Origin of the sequence: Paraburkholderia phenoliruptrix, assembly GCF_047325075.1 — a bacterium.
In the GTDB taxonomy this organism is placed as follows: domain Bacteria; phylum Pseudomonadota; class Gammaproteobacteria; order Burkholderiales; family Burkholderiaceae; genus Paraburkholderia; species Paraburkholderia phenoliruptrix.
Map to the genome: position 1 here is coordinate 1481934 of NZ_CP168530.1, position 17007 is coordinate 1498940.

Consider the following 17007-nt stretch of genomic DNA (forward strand, 5'->3'; position numbering starts at 1 on the left):
GGGCAAGTGGGAATCGACGGCTGAACACCGTTAAAGCAACTCCAGTGCCAACGGCCGCCGAGGCCCTGTGAGCAAGGAAACCGGGCGCTTGCGCCGGATTGTCGGCGAAAGGCGGCGCACCGCAAAAGGGCATGCGCGGGCCATGCACCGAAGCGGCGCATGCCGGGCGGTGCCAGGGAGAGAAGCAGAAGGGCGCGTGAGGCGCAGCTGAGAGCGCGGATCAGCGCCCGGAGCGGTAGGAGAGACGGTATGGTGAGGCACCGCCACAATCGTCGTAACGATGTTGTCGCGGCGGCTCAAACGAAGCCGAGCCGAAGCGCGCCTTTTGGGTTCGGTCGGAACCCAGGCGCAGAAGGCGCGCTCAGGGCTTCGCGTACGACATGACTGCAGGGCCGCGGCAAACGCCACGCGGAGAATCCACGAGGAAGCCCGCGCGCGAACAGCCCGCGCGGCCCGCGGGCAATCGCGCCTTAACGGCGGCGCATCTGCGAACCGGGGCGAGCGGCGCCGCCGCCTGCGCGTTCGTCCTTGTGACGGAAGTTGATCCGGCCTTTGGTCAGGTCGTAGACCGACAGTTCCAGCGTCACGCGGTCGCCCGCGAGAATACGAATGTGGTTCTTGCGCATGCGTCCGGACGCGTAAGCGCCAACCACGACGCCGTTGTCGAGCGTCACGCGGTAACGGCTGTCCGGAAGGACTTCGTCGACGATACCGTCAAGTTCAAGCAGTTCTTCTTTCGCCATGCATAACTCCTGGTCGATGGGATAGGGGGTGCGCGACGCCTGGCAGGCGGCGCGGCAGCAGATACGGTTGCGGGCGGCAGGCGCTGGTCACGCCCGCCGTGTGCGGCAACGGCTCAGACGCCGTGAGCGCCGCTCAGAGATCGGCGACCGACTGGCCGTCCACGCGGCCGTCGATCAATTGCTCGGCGTGAGCCATGCACGCGATGCGCGCCTTGCCCGTGCCGTCGAACGGAAACAGATACTGCAGGCGGAACACGCGGCCGTCGGCCGCCGGATTCGCGCCCACGCGGCAGATACGCACCGACGCGTCGTAGCCGGCGTCCGCATTGCGGCTTGTTTGGCCGTTCGTGGGACGGCGCGGATAAACGAGCGGGTGAATCTCGTAACCCTTGTAGGTCTTGACTGCTGAATTCATAAGCACATGTCCTGTATGACGTGGCCGGCGTGTCACGCGTGTCATGCGCGGCACGGCAGGCCGGGCAGCGCAGCACCACAAGGCGCGCCGCCATGGAAAAAGTTGGCACAGGCCCGAGGGAAAGGGCTTGAGCGCGCCGCGCAAAGTCGCGGATTCGATGGAGAAGAAACACGCTGATGTCGCGTGGACACCGGGCGCGTGAAAGCTGAAACTCAGCTGAACAGCTCAGCTACACAACTCGCGACGGCTAATGCAGGCGGCGCATTGCCGGAGTGACGGGATCGCCGACGGGCGGCGGTCGAACAGTCGGGGATGCTGCGGAGATGCCGGTAGAGACTGCCAGTGCTGCCAATGCGGAATACGACTATTCCAATATGATGCACTAAATAGGGCTGATTGGATAGCAAAAAGTTCCCCGGGCGCCCAGATCGCCCGGCCGGGTGGCTACAATGGCGAGTTGCCGCGCGAGGCAACGCAGGAATGCGCTGCCGGTCCTCAAGCCGGGCATCGCCCTTAAAACGCGCCCCGAACACCGTCCGTCATTCTTCCATGCGCCAGACAACCGCGTCCCCCGTGAAAGACCTGCTGCTCGAACGCTACGCTCCCGTCGCCGACGGCATTGCGGCGCTTTTCTATCCGTGCGCCGAAGTCGTGATTCACGATCTGCGCGACCAGACCATCGCGTATCTCGTGAACAATCTGTCGAAGCTCGAAGTGGGCGGCCCCTCGGTGCTCGACGAGGTGCACTACGCGGCGCGCGGGCGCACCATCGGTCCCTACGAGAAGCTCAATTGGGACGGCCGCCGCATGCGTTGCGTGAGCAACATTCTGTTCGACGACACCGGCAAGCCGGCCGGCATGCTGTGCATCAACTTCAATATCGCGGTCTTCGAAGACGTGCGCGCCACGCTCGATCTCTTCATTAAAGGCGGCAATCTGACCGATGCGCCGGCCGAAGACCTGTTCCGCGATGACTGGCAGGACCGCATCAACACGTATCTGCACACGTGGCTGCGCGAGCGGCAAATCGGCATCAACGCGCTCACGCGCGAGCACAAGCGCGAAATCGTCGAGGCGCTGCATGCGCAAGGCGCGTTTCGCGGCCGCAGCTCGGCGAACTACGTGGCCGCTGTGCTGACCATGGGCCGCGCCACCGTCTACAAGATCCTCAAACAGATGAAGGAAGGCGCGTGAGCGGCGGTACCGCCCGCGCCGGGAGAATTCGATGACGACCATCACGCGCTATCGCCACTACAAAGGCGGCATTTACGAACTGATCTGCGAGGCGACGCTCGAGTCCGACCCGTCTGTCACGATGATCGTCTACAAGGCGAGCAACGGCACCATCTGGACGCGCCCGGCCTCGGTGTTTTTCGAGCCGATCGAGCATGAAGGCGTGACAATGCCGCGCTTTGCGCAGATGGACTGAAATCGGTTCGAGGCGCTCAGCCGGTTTCGCGCACCGGCAGTGCGATGGCGTCGGGCGCTTCGATCACCACGTCGGTTTGCGCAATGGCCACGCACGGCAGGATATAGCCTTCCTGCTTTTCCTCGCGGCTCAGGCCCGGCCACTCGATGGTGTAGCGCACCTGTCCCGCCGTCATTTTGCAGATGCACGTGCGGCACGTGCCGTTGCGGCACGAGCGCGGCAAACGCAGATCGGCGAAACCGGCGGCTTCGAGAAGGGTGAGCGAGTCGGGGGCCTCGAAGCTGCGGCCAAGCGGCTCGATGCGAACAAGAGGCGGACGGTCTGAATCGGACATCGTGTGAATGCGTGACGGGGCTCGTCGCACTTTACACGCTCGCGTCGCCTCGCGCCGCCTGGTACCGGCGATTGCGCGGTGCATGCGTCAGTGAGTCGTGCCGCCGCGTCGCAAATAACGGTACACCGTGTTGCGCGCGAGTCCCAGTTCGCGTGCCGCCGCCGACACATTGCCGTCGAGCCGCGCGAGCGTCTGCGCGATCAACGTCGCCTGCCAGTCTTCCATGCGCGACGGCGTGGGCGCCTGCGGGTCCAACGCAGCGCCTTTCTGGTCTTCTCCGCCGGCGAGCGTGACGGACGCGCTCCCGTTCACTGCGGCATCGGCGCAATCGTGCAGGAAATCTTCCGGCAGATCGTCGAGCTCGATCTGATCCGCGCCCTCGGCCATGATGCTCGCGGTGCGCAGCACGTTGGCCAGTTGCCGCAGATTGCCCGGCCAGCGCGATTGCATGAAGCGCTCCAGCACTTGCGGCGACACGCGGCGCGGCAAGCCTTCGCCCTCGCGTTGAATTTCCAGCATGCGCGTGACCAGCGCGGCGAGATCCGTGCGCTCGCGCAGCGCCGGCAACGTCACCACCAACCCGTTGATGCGGTAATACAGGTCTTCGCGGAAGGTGCCCTCGTCGATCATCGCGCGCAGGTTGCGGTGCGTCGCGCAGACGATCCGCAGATCCACCGGAATCGCACGCGTGCCGCCGAGCGGCACCACCGTGCGCTCCTGCAGCACCCGCATGAGCCGCACCTGCTGCGCGAGCGGCATGTCGCCGATTTCGTCGAGGAACAGCGTGCCGCCGTCGGCCTGCACGATCTTGCCGACGCTGCCGCGTTTTTTGGCGCCGGTGAACGCGCCGTCTTCGTAACCGAACAACTCGGCCTCGATCAGCGTGTCCGGCAGCGACGCGCAATTCAACGCGACGAAAGGCGCCGCGCGCCGCGGCGAATCATGATGGATGGCGCGCGCGAGCCATTCCTTGCCGGTGCCCGTTTTGCCGAGTATCAGGATCGGAATGTCGCGGCCGCGCACCTTGGCGACGCGCCGCAGAATCGCGGCGACCTGGGCGTCGCCGGTGTCGAGCGTTTGCAGGGTGGCAAGCGGCTCCTCGCCGCCAATACGCGGCGCCTGACGCACGGCGTTCGAGGCGGGCATGCGCGCCGTCGCGACATCTGCAACCTCCGCTGCCGGCCCCACATAACGCTGCGCCGAATATTCGCCGCGCGCGACCACCCGCACGCCGCTTGGCAAGGTCAGCACGACGTTTTCGCCGGGCGCGCGCGTGATCCGCTGCAAGACATGGGCGAACGCGACGCCGAAGAGCGCCTCGAACGGCTGCGCCTCCAGCGCCGCCAGCGGCTGTCCGAACTGGAACAACGCGCTGCGATTCGCCGACAGGAACGTGCCGTCGGCGGCGAACGCGGCGAGCCCCTCGAACAGCGTGCCGATGAACTCCGCGCGGGCGTGAAAATGCACGCGGACGGCATCGGCGAATTGATTGGAGAACAGATGATTTTCGATCATTTGCGCCGACATCCGCACGAGCGCGAGCGTGTGCTTGTGAAAGCCGCGGGTGTCGCCGCTCACGTCGAGCGCGCCGATGGTGCGCCCGAACGGATCCGCAATCGGCGCGCACGAGCACGTGAGAATGCGGTTCGCGTGCAGGAAGTGTTCGTCGGCGTGGACCACGGTCGGCTGCCCGTCGACAAGCGCCGTGCCGATGGCATTGGTGCCGCGATCGGCCTCGGCCCACGACACGCCCGGGCACAGCGCGACGCGGTTCGCCTTCTCGACGAAGTCGCTGTCGCCGAGACTATGCAGGATCACGCCCTGACTGTCGGTGAGCAGCACCATGCTTTGCGTGTCGACGATCTGCGCATGCAGCGTTTCCATGACCGGCAGCGCGTGCGTGTAAAGCGACTGATTGCGGTCCACGAGCTCGCGCAGCGCAGGCCGTCGCAGCGGATTAAAGTCCGGCACTTCGGACGCGCGCAGCCCGAGTTCGAGCGAACGCGCGTGGGCTTGCGCGATGACATGGGTCCGACCGATGTGAGGCGGCGTGGCGAGGCGATGGCTCAAGGCATGTCTCCGGATGAGCGAGGCGGCGGGTACGTTGCCCGCCGTTTCATGCCGCAGTGCAGCATGCGCGCGTGCGGCCGAACACCGATATTACAGGAGCTAAGGCCCCGCGCGCGGCACGGAAAACACCGCGGCGTGCGGACGCACGCCGCACAGGTCGTGCCGGCTTGCGTCAGGCGCCATGCGCGAATGCGCACCCGGCGGACGCACGAGCAAGCAGATGCACGATTTTCTGGCATCCACTCCTAACCCGCACCGGCGTGAGGCTCATAAAAAGGAAAACTTGCGCCGCGCCTGAACTCGTCTAAAGTGAATCAAATCATCCTCGCGAGGCGCGAACCACGCTCGCGCGCCGTGGATGACGAGCCCGCGTCGCCCGCATAGGACAAGGAGGAAGAGGCTGGAGGCGCGATCAGATGTAACCGGCGTGCGCATTACCCATGCGAATCGTGCGCAGTGCCTAACTTCCAGGTGACTCCCATGCAGATCCTTTTCCCGAATGAAAGCCCTGAATATTCAGGTCGCGAACTCACCCTGGCGTTTCCGGCGCTGGTCGATGGGCAGAGGGTGGAGTGCATGATCACCGCGGAAGCACTCGAAGATCACTTCGGCGCCGCCTCGCCGCGCCTCGAAGACATGGTCGGCGCATTCCACACGCACCGCGAGCGCATTGAAGCCGCCACGCGGCGCCTCCTCTCGGAGACGAGCGCGCAGTGCGTGATGCTGCGCAGCGGCTATGTGCGGTTTTACGAGGCGAACTGGCGCGCCTGATGCCTGAGCACATCGGCACGCCCGCCCGGTGCAGGATTATTCGCTGCCGAGATAGAAATAGCGGAACAGGAAAACCGCCGCGATGATCCACACGACGAGCTTCACCTGGCGCGCGCGGCCCGTCAGCAGCTTGAGTCCTGCATACGAGATGAAGCCGAACGCCACGCCATTGGCGATGGAGTAGGTGAACGGCATCAGCAGGGCGGTCAGCGCGGCCGGCACGACTTCGGTTGCGTCGTCCCACGGCAGGTCCAGCATTTCGCGCAGCATCAGGCACGACACGTAGAGCAGCGCCGGCGCCGTCGCGTAGCCCGGCACGACGCCTGCGAGCGGCGCGAAGAACAACGCGGCGAGGAACAGCACGGCCACCGTGATCGCCGTCACGCCGGTGCGCCCGCCTGCCTGGACGCCCGACGCGCTCTCGATATAGGCAGTCGTCGACGACGTGCCGAGCATCGACCCCGCCAGAATCGCGGTGCTGTCCGCGAGCAGCGCGCGGTTCAGCCGATGCATCTTGCCTTCCACGAGCAGGCCCGCGCGATTGGCGACGCCCATCAGCGTGCCCGTTGCATCGAACAGTTCGACGAGGAAGAACACCAGGATCACATTCAGCACGCCGGTGGACAGCGCGCCGCGAATGTCGAGCTGGAGCAGCGTCGGCGCGATGGACGGCGGCGCGGAGACGACGCCGTGGAACTGATTGCCGCCGAAGAAGAAGCTCAGCACCGTCACGCCTACGATACCGATCAGGATCGCGCCCCGCACGCGCAGATAGTCGAGCGTCACGATGGCGAAAAAGCCGATGATCGCGAGCACCACATGCGGGTTGTGCAGGTCGCCGAGCGTGACGAGCGTGGCCGGATTACCGACCACGACGCCCGCCGTCTTCAGCGAAATGATCGCGAGAAAGAGGCCGATGCCGCCGGTAATGGCAATGCGGATGGAGTGCGGAATGCCCTTGACGATCACCTCGCGCACCCGGAACAGCGTGACGACGAGAAAGAGGCAACCGGAGATGAATACCGCGCCGAGCGCAGCCTGCCAGGTGAACCCCATGCCCTTGACCACGGTGTACGCGAAATACGCGTTCAGTCCCATGCCGGGCGCGAGCGCGATCGGGTAATTCGCGTAGAGGCCCATGATCAGCGAGGCCAGCGCCGCCACGAGGCAGGTGGCGACGAACACCGCGTCTTTCGGCATCCCCGCGTCGCCCAGAATCGCCGGGTTCACGAAGATGATGTAGGCCATCGTCAGAAAGGTGGTCAGGCCGGCGAGCACTTCCGTACGCAGAGTGGTGCCGGCCGCGTCGAGTCCGAAATAGCGTTGCAGGGAATCCATATGGCGGGGTCTCTCGTCGTAGGGGCGAGATGATACCTTGCCAGCGCCTCGCGCGCAGCCGCAAGCGAATTTACGATGTCGTGCGCGCCCGCTTCAAGACACCGGCGGTTTGGCGAGCCGATCCACCACGGCATTCAGCAGATCGACCGGCAGCGGAAACACAATGGTGGAATTCTTGTCGGCGGCGATCGTCGTCAAGGTTTGCAGATAGCGCAACTGCATGGCCTGCGGTTCGCGCGCGAGCGTCTGCGCCGCCTGCAGCAGTTGCTGCGACGCCTGCAGCTCGCCTTCGGCGTGAATCACCTTGGCGCGCCGTTCGCGTTCCGCTTCGGCCTGGCGGGCAATCGCGCGGATCATGGTTTCGTTGATGTCCACATGCTTGATCTCGACGATGGCCACCTTGATGCCCCACGCATCGGTCTGCGCGTCGAGCACTTTCTGGATGTCGGCGTTCAGCTGCTCGCGGTCGGCGAGCAGTTCGTCCAGCTCGTGCTTGCCGAGGACCGCGCGCAACGTGGTCTGCGAGAGCTGGCTGGTCGCCTCGAAGTAGCGCGCCACCTGGATCACCGCCTTTTCCGGGTCGACCACCCGGAAATACACGACGGCGTTGACCTTGACCGACACGTTGTCGCGCGTGATCACGTCCTGCGGCGGTACGTCGAACACGACGGTGCGCAAATCGATGCGCACCACCTGCTGCACGACCGGAATAATCAGCACGAGCCCGGGGCCCTTCACCTTCCAGAAGCGCCCCAGCATGAACACGACGCCGCGTTCGTACTCGCGAAAAATCCGTATCGACGAAGCGATCAGCGCCGCCACCAGCAGAATGAGAAGGCTGCTGAACCCGAATGTGAAACCAATCATGAGGACTTTCCTCCCAGAGAGGGTTGCTGCCGCCGCGCCCCGGCGGCGGCGACGGGCTCCACCGTCAGCGTGAGCCCCTGCCGCGCGATCACGCGCACCGGCTCGCCCGCGGCGACCGGAACGCCGCTCGACACCTGCCAGCGCTCGCCGTTGATCTGCGCCCAGCCGGCCGGCCCGCTGGTCGCCGGACCGGCTGCCGCGGCCACCAGACCGTTGTCGAGCACCACGCCGACACTGCCGATCAGCCCCTCGGAACCGGTCACCACCGGCCGGCGCCGCGCGCGCAGCGCGAGCCTCGACACGCCGAGCACGAACAGCACGCTGAACACGACCACGGCGGCGATCATCGGCAGCGGAATGCCGTAGCCCGGCACGTCGGTGTCGATCAGCATCAACGCGCCGATCACGAACGCGACAATGCCGCCGAAGCCGAGCGAGCCGAAAGTCGGCAGAAACGCCTCGCCGATCAGAAACGCGATGCCGAGAAAGATCAGGCCGAGGCCGACATAGTTGACAGGCAGCATCTGCATGGCGAAAAGCCCCATCAGCAGGCTGATCGCGCCGACCACGCCCGGCAGCACGAAGCCCGGGTTGGCAAATTCGAAGAAGAGGCCGTACATGCCGAGCATCAGCAGCATCAGCGCGACGTTCGGGTCGGTGATGACCGCGAGAAAGCGGCTGCGCCAGTCGGCCTCGAGGGTCACGACGGGCGCATGGGCCGTGGCCAGCCTGACGTTGCCCGCGCTCGTTGCGACCGTGCGGCCGTCGAGCTGGCGCAACAGGTCGGGTACGTCGCGCGCATTCAGATCGACGACGTGCTGCGCGAGCGCGTCGGCGGCTGTCAGGCTCACCGCTTCGCGCACCGCGCGCTCGGCCCAGTCGGCGTTGCGCCCGCGCATTTGCGCGAGGCCGCGAATGTAGGCGGCGGCGTCGTGAACCTGCTTGCGCATTTCGGTCGACTGCGTGTCGAGCGGCAGCGCGGCGGGGGCGCTCGTGGCCGGGCTGGCACTGGCGCCGGTGGCGGCGCTGCTCGCGGCACCCGCCGCGGCGCTGGCGGAGCCCGGCGCCGGTGCCTGCGGCGCGCGGTTGCCTGTGCCAGTGCCCGTGCCCGTGCCCGGCAACCCCGGCGTGCCGCCTCCCGGCGGTTCCGCGCCGCCGATGCCCATCTGGATCGGCGTGGCTGCGCCGAGATTGGTGCCGGGCGCCATCGCCGCTATGTGGCTGGCATAAACGATGTAGGTGCCGGCGCTTGCCGCCCGCGCGCCGCTCGGGGCGATGAAGGTTGCGACGGGAACCGGCGACGCGAGAATCGCCTTGATGATCTGCCGCATCGACGTATCGAGCCCGCCGGGTGTGTCCAATTGCAGGACCGCGAGCTGCGCGTGGCTGTCGGCGGCGCGCTGCAGGCTGCGCACGATGAAGTCGGCGCTCGCCGGACCGATCGCGCCGCTGACCGGAATCACCACGACGCTGTTGGGCGCCTGGCCGCCGGCAGCCGGAGCGGGGAGGGTCGCGGCCTGAACCGCCTGAACCGCCTGAACCGCCTGAACCGCCTGAACCGCCTGAACCAGTTGAACCGGCCGAGCCACACCAGATTCGCCCGACGCGAACCGGGCGGCAAACCGAGGCGCACACTGCGAGGCCAACAGCAGCGCAAACGCGAAAAGCATCCCGCACGCGGTCATGCCGCGCAGGAACCGGCGCGCGGCACCGCCGTGGATCAACGGCCGGCGCGCGCCAGACTGCCGGAACGGGCGACGTGGATACGTGCTCATCGCTAACGGGCGCCGCGCGCCGTCGACGGAAACCGGGCGGCGCGGGCCGACACTCCAGGAAGACTGGCCTGCTGCTTACAGCTTAGTCCGATTCCGCTCGCCGCGGGAAATCTGCACGCGCCGGGCGATAGTCGGTGGGCCGCATGCCGGTCCATTTGCGAAACGCGCGATGAAACGCGCTCGGCTCCGCGAAACCCACGGAAGCCGCGATATCCGCGATCGTGCGGCGCGACTTCTGCAACTCGCCGATTGCGATGTCGCGCCGCAGCTCGTCCTTGATCGACTGATAAGTGTGGCCTTCCTGCTTCAGGCGCCGCCGCATGGTCGCCTCGGCGACGTTGAGCCGCGCGGCCATCTGGTCGGCGGCGGGCCAGCTCGCCATCGGCACCGCGCGCAGCGTCTTGCGCACGCGCGCGGCAAACGAGCCGGGATTGCGGAACTTGACGATGAAGCTTGCCGGCGCATCGCGCAAAAAGGCCTGCGCCGAGCGGGCGGTCTGAATCACCGGCAACTCCAGAAACGCGGGCGCAAGATCCACATACGACTCGGCCTGGTTAAACGCCATGTCGTCGCAGAACATCAACTGGTACTCGTGCGCGGCGGGCGGCTCGGCGCAGCGAAAACGCGCCGCGAGGAGCGGAATGCGGCGCCCGACCAGCCAGCACAACAGTCCATAGACCACGATGAAATACGTCGCGTACGCAAACATGGCGGGCGGCTTCGCGCCCTCGCGTTCCTCGAAGTAAAGACGCACGCGCTCCGCCTTCGTCTCGATCCGAACGTTAAGGTCGTCCAGCACGAGACGCATGAAACCGACCGCCCGCGCGAGCGCCTGGGCGCCGTTGCGCGCCGTGAGCGCGGTCTGCGTCATCGCAATGAAGCTGCCGCATTTCATGCGATGCGAGTCCTGGCCGAAGAACTCATCGTCGAGCGCGCGTGCGATGCCGACCCACAGCGCGCCGTATTGCGCCGCCGACACACGGCTCTTCGGCGACGCGAGCATCGGCGCAGCGATGCCCGCGGCTTCGGCGAACTGCAATGCATCCAGCCCGCGGGCGCTCGCAAGCGCCAACGTTTCGTTGACGAGACTCACGGAGATGGTGCCTTTTTCCGCTTTCATCGGTGCTCCGGATCGCGTCCGTTTAACGGCGTGCTCGTGATGGCAATGGCGCTCAACGTTGTCCTCATGGTGGGTCGTCTGATGCACGAAAAAAGAGTCGTGCCCGGCATCGCATGGTACCTTGTGCAACTTCAAAAGGCAGTCCATCATCGTCATGCACAATCCGATCAGCGAGAACTCATTGATTCGCCGTCTGAAGCTGAACCAGCTGATGATCTTCGAGCGCGTGCTCGAAACGCGCTTGGTGAATACGCGCGGCCAATGAGCTCAACCTCAGGCAACCGGCCGCGATGAGGGCGATTCAGGAGCTCGAATCGTATTTCGACGGGCCGCTTTTTTCGCGCTCGAACCGCGGGGTCATGCCGACCGACCTGGGCGTGCTGCTTGGGCGGCGCGTCAAGTCGTTGATGGCCGAGTTCCGCTACATGACCGACGAAGTGAACGACTTTCGCCTCGGCACGAGCGGTCATGTGATTGTCGGCACCCTGATCGCCGCGTCGGCCCGCCTGCTGTACATGAGTCGCACGCTCAATGCGAAGACGGCTCTCAACGACGGTCATCAATTGGCGGCGGTCGACGGCGGCAGTTCGCCCACGGTATTCGGGCTGAGGGGCGTGGAAGACCTGGGCGGAGGTGCGAAAGTGCGCTTCACGCTCGAAAGCGGTGTGTGGCGGGATCAACAATTCCAACGGCAATTTCTTCGGGCGTCAGGCCTTTATTTCTCTGGCCGGCAAGCGGGGTGAGGTGAAGCTCGGCCTGCAGTACTCGCCCTTTTTTCTGTCGCTATATGAAACCGATCCGCGCGGCTTTTCGCAGATCGGCAGCGGTCTCCTCAACTACGCGAACAACGTGGCGGGTACCGGGGCCTTCAACTCGAACGGCATGTCCAACACGAGCCCAGCTTTTGCGGGCTTTCAAGGCAGCGCACTGCTTGCGTTCGGTGGAAAAGCCGGCGACTTTCAGGCGGGCCGGCAATATTCCGGCAGTCTGAGGTACCAGCTTGGCAACTTCGTGATCAACGCCGCACTGTATTCCGGCAATGGCGGCGGCACCGTTTCCACGCCGATTCCGAGCACACTGGATTTTTCGGGGCGCATGGTAGGGGCCCTCTACCGGTTCGCCAACGTTACCGCCAAAGCGCGGTTCGTGAACTTCAAGGTTGCGCACTCGTTCAATTCGAACATCTACGGCTTTGGCCTCGACTGGAATGCGACGCCTGCGTTGAACGTCAACGGCGGCGCGTATTACCCTACAGATCGCAACGGTTCGGCCAATTCGTCGATTCTCGGTGCGATAGGCGTGGTGTACTCGCTGTCCACCCGAACGGCGCTCTACACGCAGTTTGCCGCGGTCAACAATTGCGGCGCCATGAACAGCGGCCTCCTGATGGGCTACGCGATCAATGGTCTGCAAGGCACGACGACGGGCGTAACGGCCGGTATCCGCCACAACTTCTGAGCACCGTCCGTCCTGATGGTGGGCGTGCGAACACGCGCTATGGCAAACGCGCTCACGCACAATGATCGGACTGAGCATCGAAGCGGCCATGAAGCTTGCCTACACTTGCTGCCAACGCAAGCACAGGACGCACGCTCATGGACAGCTTCTACACCGAAGAACAACGCATGATTCGCGACGCGGCGCGCGATTTCGCGACCGAGCGCCTCGCGCCTAACGCCGCGCAGTGGGACCGCGACGCGCAACTGCCCGCGGACGTCGTGAGGCAAATGGGCGAGCTCGGCTTTCTCGGCATGATCGTGCCGACGCAATGGGGCGGTTCGTACACCGACTATGTGGCCTATGCGCTCGCGCTCGAAGAAATCGCGGCCGGCTGCGCCGCGTGCGCGACCCTGATGAGCGTGCACAACTCCGTCGGCTGCGGACCGATTCTCAACTTCGGCAGCGACGCGCAAAAAGACCGCTATTTGCAGGACCTTGCCACCGGCCGGCGCATCGGCGCATTCTGCCTGACCGAGCCGCAAGCGGGCTCGGAAGCGAACAACCTGCGCACGCGTGCGGTGCTGCGCGACGGCAAGTGGATATTGAACGGCAACAAGCAGTTCGTGACGAACGGGGCGCGTGCCGACATCGCGATCGTGTTCGCCGTCACGGATCCGGATCGCGGCAAGCGCGGTCTCTCCGCGTTTATCGTGCCGACCGATACGCCGGGCTTCAACGTCGGCAAGCCGGAGCACAAGCTCGGCATTCGCGCGTCGGACACCTGTCCGATTTCGCTCGACGACTGCACGGTCCCCGAAGCCAACCTGCTCGGCGAACCGGGCGAGGGCTTGCGCATCGCGCTGTCAAATCTGGAAGGCGGGCGCATCGGCATCGCGGCGCAGGCCGTCGGCATCGCGCGGGCCGCGTTCGACGCCGCACGCGTCTATGCGAGCGAGCGCATGCAGTTCGGCAAGGCGCTAAAAGACCACCAGACCATCGCCAACATGCTTGCGGACATGGCCACGCGCCTGAACGCCGCGCGCCTGCTGGTGCACCACGCGGCGCGGCTGCGCTCGGCGGGCGAGCCGTGTTTGTCGGAGGCGTCGCAGGCCAAGCTCTTCGCCTCGGAAACGGCCGAGCAGATCTGCTCCAACGCGATCCAGATTCACGGCGGCTACGGCTACCTCGAAGACTACGCAGTGGAGCGCCATTATCGCGACGCCCGCATTACGCAGATTTACGAAGGAACCAGCGAAGTGCAGCGCATGGTGATCGCGCGTCATGTCTGAACGCTGCGCAAGCCGAGATTGAGCGCAAAATAGCTTGCCGACAGAGCAAAGCGAAGCCAACCCGAGCCAGAGCGGATCCCACCGCGCCCAATCAGGAGACGACCATGACTGCAGCGAAAGCCTTCTTCGACGCCCGCGACCTGTTGCTGCGTCATCGAACCGACTATGACCGCGCGTACCGCGAGTTCGCCTGGCCGGTGCTGGACGAGTTCAACTGGGCGCTCGACTATTTCGACGCGATCGCGCGCGGCAACGACAACCCGGCGCTGTGGATCGTCGACGATCCGGCCGGAGAGGGCTTGCGCCTGTCGTACGCGCAGATGTCGGAACGCTCCGCGCGCATGGCCAACTTTCTGCGCGGCGTGGGCGTGAAGCGCGGCGACCGCGTGCTGCTGATGCTGCCGAACCGCGTCGAACTGTGGGACGTCATGCTCGCTGCGATGAAGCTCGGCGCCATCGTGCTGCCCGCCACTACCCAGCTTTCCGCGGACGACGTGCGCGACCGCGTGCAGATTGGCGGCGCGAACTTTGCGGTGGTGGATAGCGCAGAGCTCCCCAAATTCGATTCGCTCGCCGTGCCGTTGACGCGTCTTTCCGTGGGCGCGCCGCGCGACGGCTGGATCGATGTGGCCGCGGCGTATGACGCATCGCCGCAATTCACGCCCGAGGGCGTCACGCGCGCCACCGATCCGCTGCTGCTGTATTTCACCTCCGGCACGACCTCGAAGCCGAAGCTCGTCGAGCACACGCATCAAAGCTATCCGGTCGGCCACCTGTCGACGCTGTACTGGATCGGCCTGCAGCCGAACGACATCCATTGGAATATCAGCTCGCCGGGCTGGGCGAAGCACGCGTGGAGCTGTTTCTTCGCGCCGTGGAATGCGCAGGCCTGCGTGTTCGTGTTCAACTTCGCGCGCTTCGTGCCCAAGGACACGCTGAATGTGCTGGTGCGTTTCAACGTGACCACGCTGTGCGCACCGCCCACCGTGTGGCGCATGCTCGTGCAGGAGCCTCTCGCAGAGTATCCGGTGAAGCTGCGCGAGATTGTCGGCGCGGGCGAGCCGCTGAATCCGGAGATTATCGAGCGCGTGAAGCACGCGTGGGGCATCACGATTCGCGACGGTTTCGGGCAGACGGAGACCACCTGCCAGATCGGCAACTCGCCGGGGCAGCCGGTCGTGGCGGGTTCGATGGGGCGTCCGTTGCCGGGCTATCGGATCGAATTGCTCGACGCCGACGATCAGCCCGTGACCGAAGGCGAGATCGCGTTGCCGCTCGGACCCGGCGGGACCGAGCGCCCGCTCGGCCTGATGACGGGCTATGCGAACAACGAGAAGGCAACCGCGCAGGCCATGCGCAACGGCTTTTACCGGACTTCGGATGTCGCCCTGCGTCGCGATGACGGCTATTACGTGTACGTGGGCCGCGCCGACGACGTTTTCAAATCGTCGGACTACCGGCTGAGTCCCTTCGAACTGGAAAGCGTGCTGATCGAGCACGAGGCCATAGGCGAAGCGGCGGTTGTGCCGAGCGCCGACGCGCTGCGCCTTTCGGTACCCAAAGCGTTTGTCACCGTGCGCCAGGGCTACGAAGCGGGACCGGAACTCGCGCGGGCCGTGTTCGCCTTCTCGCGCGAAAAACTCGCACCGTATAAGCGGATTCGCCGTCTGCAATTCAGCGAACTGCCGAAAACCATCTCGGGCAAGATCCGCCGCGTGGAGTTGCGGCGACGCGAAATGGAGCGGCAGGCGGAACCCGCGCGTTTGCCGGACGAGTACTGGGAAGAAGATTTCCCCGACCTGCGCTAGCGCGCGTCGCCTCGTGCATTTTTGTCCAGAATCGCTGTCCGGGCCGAGGCCCGGTACAGATCCATTTCAGGTACAACAGGAGTTCACCGCATGAACGCAATGGCCTCGAACACCGTGAAGCTGCTGATCAACGGCGAGTTCGTCGAATCGAAAACCACCGAATGGCGCGACATTATCAATCCGGCGACGCAACAGGTGCTGGCGCGTGTGCCCTTTGCAACCGCCGACGAAGTCAACGAAGCGATCCGCTCGGCGCATGCCGCGTTCAGCACGTGGAAAGACACGCCCATCGGCGCGCGCATGCGCATCATGCTCAAGTACCAGGCGCTGGTTCGCGAGCACATGCCGCGCATTGCGAAGACGCTGAGCGCCGAGCAGGGCAAGACGATCGCGGATGCCGAAGGCGACGTGTTTCGTGGACTCGAAGTGGTCGAGCATGCGTGCTCGATCGGCACCTTGCAGCAAGGCGAATTCACCGAAAACGTCGCGGGCGGTGTGGATACCTACACGCTGCGTCAGCCGCTTGGCGTATGCGCGGGCATCACGCCGTTCAACTTCCCCGCCATGATCCCGCTGTGGATGTTTCCGATGGCGATTGTTTGCGGCAATACCTTCGTGCTGAAGCCTTCCGAGCAGGACCCGATGTCGACCATGCAACTGGTCGAGCTGGCACTCGAGGCGGGCGTGCCCAAGGGCGTGCTGAACGTGGTGCACGGCGGCAAGGACGTGGTCGACGCGCTGTGCACGCATGAACTGGTGAAGGCGATCTCGTTCGTCGGCTCCACGGCGGTCGGCACGCACGTATACCGCTTAGGCAGTGAGCACGGCAAGCGCGTGCAGTCGATGATGGGCGCGAAGAATCACGCCGTCGTGCTGCCCGATGCGAATCGCGAGCAGACCTTGAATGCGCTCGCGGGCGCCGGTTTCGGCGCGGCGGGGCAGCGTTGCATGGCGACGTCGGTGGTCGTGCTGGTGGGCGCGGCGCAGCAGTGGCTGCCCGATCTGGTCGCGAAGGCGCGCACGCTCAAGGTCAACGCGGGCCACGAGCCGAACACGGATATCGGCCCGGTTGTCTCGCGCGCCGCGAAAGCGCGCATTCTGGGGCTGATCGAAGCGGGCGTGAAAGAAGGCGCCACGCTCGCACTGGACGGCCGCGACGTGAAGGTGCCGGGCTACGAGGAAGGCAATTTCATCGGTCCGACGATTTTCACGGACGTCAGCACGGAGATGGAGATCTATCGCACCGAGATTTTCGGGCCGGTGCTGCTCGTGCTCAATGCCGCGACGCTCGACGACGCGATCGCGCTCGTCAATCGCAATCCGTTCGGCAACGGCGTCGGGCTCTTCACGCAAAGCGGCGCGGCGGCGCGCAAATTCCAGAGCGAGATCGACGTCGGCCAGGTCGGCATCAACATTCCGATTCCGGTGCCCGTGCCGTTTTTCAGCTTCACGGGTTCGCGCGGTTCGAAGCTCGGCGACCTGGGCCCGTACGGCAAGCAGGTCGTGCAGTTCTACACGCAAACCAAGACGGTCACCGCACGCTGGTTCGACGACGACACAGTCAACGACGGTGTGAACACGACCATCAGCCTGCGCTGAACGAGCCCG

At 65.3% G+C, this 17007-nt stretch carries 15 protein-coding genes and 1 pseudogene; 8 read left to right on the forward strand and 8 right to left on the reverse strand.

The genetic code is table 11. The annotated features are described in order from the left end of the window. Positions 1 to 470 precede the first annotated feature (470 nt). Both infA and ACEN8U_RS06620 read right to left on the reverse strand, forming a co-directional pair. Complete coding sequence (gene infA, locus ACEN8U_RS06615; RefSeq protein WP_013590368.1) at positions 471 to 743, reverse strand: translation initiation factor IF-1; 273 nt, start codon at positions 741 to 743, stop codon at positions 471 to 473. Between the two features lie 133 nt (positions 744 to 876). Next, the gene (locus ACEN8U_RS06620) at positions 877 to 1158 is read right to left on the reverse strand and encodes a hypothetical protein (RefSeq protein WP_013590367.1); all 282 of its coding nucleotides are present in this window, start codon (positions 1156 to 1158) and stop codon (positions 877 to 879) included. Positions 1159 to 1707: 549 nt separating this feature from the next. On the opposite strand from ACEN8U_RS06620, the gene ACEN8U_RS06625 reads away from it, so the two are divergent. Both ACEN8U_RS06625 and ACEN8U_RS06630 read left to right on the forward strand, forming a co-directional pair. Next, the gene (locus ACEN8U_RS06625) at positions 1708 to 2352 is read left to right on the forward strand and encodes a transcriptional regulator (protein WP_013590366.1); all 645 of its coding nucleotides are present in this window, start codon (positions 1708 to 1710) and stop codon (positions 2350 to 2352) included. Between the two features lie 31 nt (positions 2353 to 2383). After that, positions 2384 to 2587 (forward strand): DUF1653 domain-containing protein, encoded by a 204-nt coding sequence (locus ACEN8U_RS06630; protein ID WP_310107428.1) that lies wholly within the window; start codon positions 2384 to 2386, stop codon positions 2585 to 2587. Positions 2588 to 2603: 16 nt separating this feature from the next. Here ACEN8U_RS06630 and ACEN8U_RS06635 read toward each other — a convergent pair whose 3' ends face one another. Together ACEN8U_RS06635 and ACEN8U_RS06640 are read right to left on the reverse strand one after the other, a co-directional pair. Further along, positions 2604 to 2921: a 2Fe-2S iron-sulfur cluster-binding protein gene (locus ACEN8U_RS06635; protein WP_310107431.1), complete on the reverse strand. Its 318-nt coding sequence runs from the start codon at positions 2919 to 2921 to the stop codon at positions 2604 to 2606. Positions 2922 to 3008: 87 nt separating this feature from the next. Next, a complete protein-coding gene (locus tag ACEN8U_RS06640; RefSeq protein ID WP_310107434.1) occupies positions 3009 to 4991 on the reverse strand; it encodes a sigma-54-dependent Fis family transcriptional regulator in 1983 nt (660 codons plus the stop codon). Positions 4992 to 5471: 480 nt separating this feature from the next. On the opposite strand from ACEN8U_RS06640, the gene ACEN8U_RS06645 reads away from it, so the two are divergent. Then, positions 5472 to 5762, forward strand: a complete 291-nt coding sequence (locus ACEN8U_RS06645) for a DUF1488 domain-containing protein (protein ID WP_013590362.1) — start codon at positions 5472 to 5474, stop codon at positions 5760 to 5762. Between the two features lie 36 nt (positions 5763 to 5798). Here the strand turns inward: ACEN8U_RS06645 and ACEN8U_RS06650 are convergent, their stop codons facing one another. From ACEN8U_RS06650 to ACEN8U_RS06665, 4 genes are all read right to left on the reverse strand, one after another. Further along, entirely contained in the window at positions 5799 to 7100 is a 1302-nt protein-coding gene (locus tag ACEN8U_RS06650; protein ID WP_013590361.1) for an NCS2 family permease, read from the reverse strand. A gap of 93 nt (positions 7101 to 7193) precedes the next feature. Next, positions 7194 to 7967 carry a slipin family protein gene (locus ACEN8U_RS06655; protein WP_013590359.1) on the reverse strand — a complete coding sequence of 258 codons (774 nt, stop codon included), beginning with the start codon at positions 7965 to 7967 and terminating at the stop codon, positions 7194 to 7196. Continuing rightward, entirely contained in the window at positions 7964 to 9742 is a 1779-nt protein-coding gene (locus tag ACEN8U_RS06660; RefSeq protein WP_413656811.1) for an NfeD family protein, read from the reverse strand. The genes ACEN8U_RS06655 and ACEN8U_RS06660 overlap by 4 nt, the downstream gene beginning before the upstream one ends. Before the next feature lie 82 nt (positions 9743 to 9824). Beyond that, entirely contained in the window at positions 9825 to 10862 is a 1038-nt protein-coding gene (locus ACEN8U_RS06665; protein ID WP_310107441.1) for an AraC family transcriptional regulator, read from the reverse strand. Between the two features lie 154 nt (positions 10863 to 11016). On the opposite strand from ACEN8U_RS06665, the pseudogene ACEN8U_RS06670 reads away from it, so the two are divergent. The 5 genes and pseudogenes from ACEN8U_RS06670 to ACEN8U_RS06690 form a co-directional block, all read left to right on the forward strand. Next, positions 11017 to 11374: pseudogene (locus ACEN8U_RS06670) on the forward strand (LysR family transcriptional regulator); the annotation flags it as partial. 151 nt (positions 11375 to 11525) lie between these two features. Continuing rightward, positions 11526 to 12320 (forward strand): porin, encoded by a 795-nt coding sequence (locus ACEN8U_RS06675; RefSeq protein ID WP_310107445.1) that lies wholly within the window; start codon positions 11526 to 11528, stop codon positions 12318 to 12320. 137 nt (positions 12321 to 12457) lie between these two features. Next, positions 12458 to 13591, forward strand: a complete 1134-nt coding sequence (locus ACEN8U_RS06680) for an acyl-CoA dehydrogenase (RefSeq protein ID WP_310107448.1) — start codon at positions 12458 to 12460, stop codon at positions 13589 to 13591. Between the two features lie 104 nt (positions 13592 to 13695). Then, positions 13696 to 15399, forward strand: a complete 1704-nt coding sequence (locus ACEN8U_RS06685; protein ID WP_310107451.1) for an AMP-binding protein — start codon at positions 13696 to 13698, stop codon at positions 15397 to 15399. Between the two features lie 90 nt (positions 15400 to 15489). Further along, positions 15490 to 16998: a CoA-acylating methylmalonate-semialdehyde dehydrogenase gene (locus ACEN8U_RS06690; RefSeq protein ID WP_310107454.1), complete on the forward strand. Its 1509-nt coding sequence runs from the start codon at positions 15490 to 15492 to the stop codon at positions 16996 to 16998. The last annotated feature ends 9 nt before the right edge of the window (positions 16999 to 17007 follow it).

Bases quoted from the DNA above. Each gene is read 5' to 3' on its own strand.
- infA (WP_013590368.1), bottom strand. From the start codon at position 743: ATGGCGAAAGAAGAACTGCTTGAACTTGACGGTATCGTCGACGAAGTC.
- ACEN8U_RS06620 (WP_013590367.1), bottom strand. From the start codon at position 1,158: ATGAATTCAGCAGTCAAGACCTACAAGGGTTACGAGATTCACCCGCTC.
- ACEN8U_RS06625 (WP_013590366.1), top strand. From the start codon at position 1,708: ATGCGCCAGACAACCGCGTCCCCCGTGAAAGACCTGCTGCTCGAACGC.
- ACEN8U_RS06630 (WP_310107428.1), top strand. From the start codon at position 2,384: ATGACGACCATCACGCGCTATCGCCACTACAAAGGCGGCATTTACGAA.
- ACEN8U_RS06635 (WP_310107431.1), bottom strand. From the start codon at position 2,921: ATGTCCGATTCAGACCGTCCGCCTCTTGTTCGCATCGAGCCGCTTGGC.
- ACEN8U_RS06645 (WP_013590362.1), top strand. From the start codon at position 5,472: ATGCAGATCCTTTTCCCGAATGAAAGCCCTGAATATTCAGGTCGCGAA.
- ACEN8U_RS06650 (WP_013590361.1), bottom strand. From the start codon at position 7,100: ATGGATTCCCTGCAACGCTATTTCGGACTCGACGCGGCCGGCACCACT.
- ACEN8U_RS06655 (WP_013590359.1), bottom strand. From the start codon at position 7,967: ATGATTGGTTTCACATTCGGGTTCAGCAGCCTTCTCATTCTGCTGGTG.
- ACEN8U_RS06660 (WP_413656811.1), bottom strand. From the start codon at position 9,742: ATGAGCACGTATCCACGTCGCCCGTTCCGGCAGTCTGGCGCGCGCCGG.
- ACEN8U_RS06665 (WP_310107441.1), bottom strand. From the start codon at position 10,862: ATGAAAGCGGAAAAAGGCACCATCTCCGTGAGTCTCGTCAACGAAACG.
- ACEN8U_RS06680 (WP_310107448.1), top strand. From the start codon at position 12,458: ATGGACAGCTTCTACACCGAAGAACAACGCATGATTCGCGACGCGGCG.
- ACEN8U_RS06685 (WP_310107451.1), top strand. From the start codon at position 13,696: ATGACTGCAGCGAAAGCCTTCTTCGACGCCCGCGACCTGTTGCTGCGT.
- ACEN8U_RS06690 (WP_310107454.1), top strand. From the start codon at position 15,490: ATGAACGCAATGGCCTCGAACACCGTGAAGCTGCTGATCAACGGCGAG.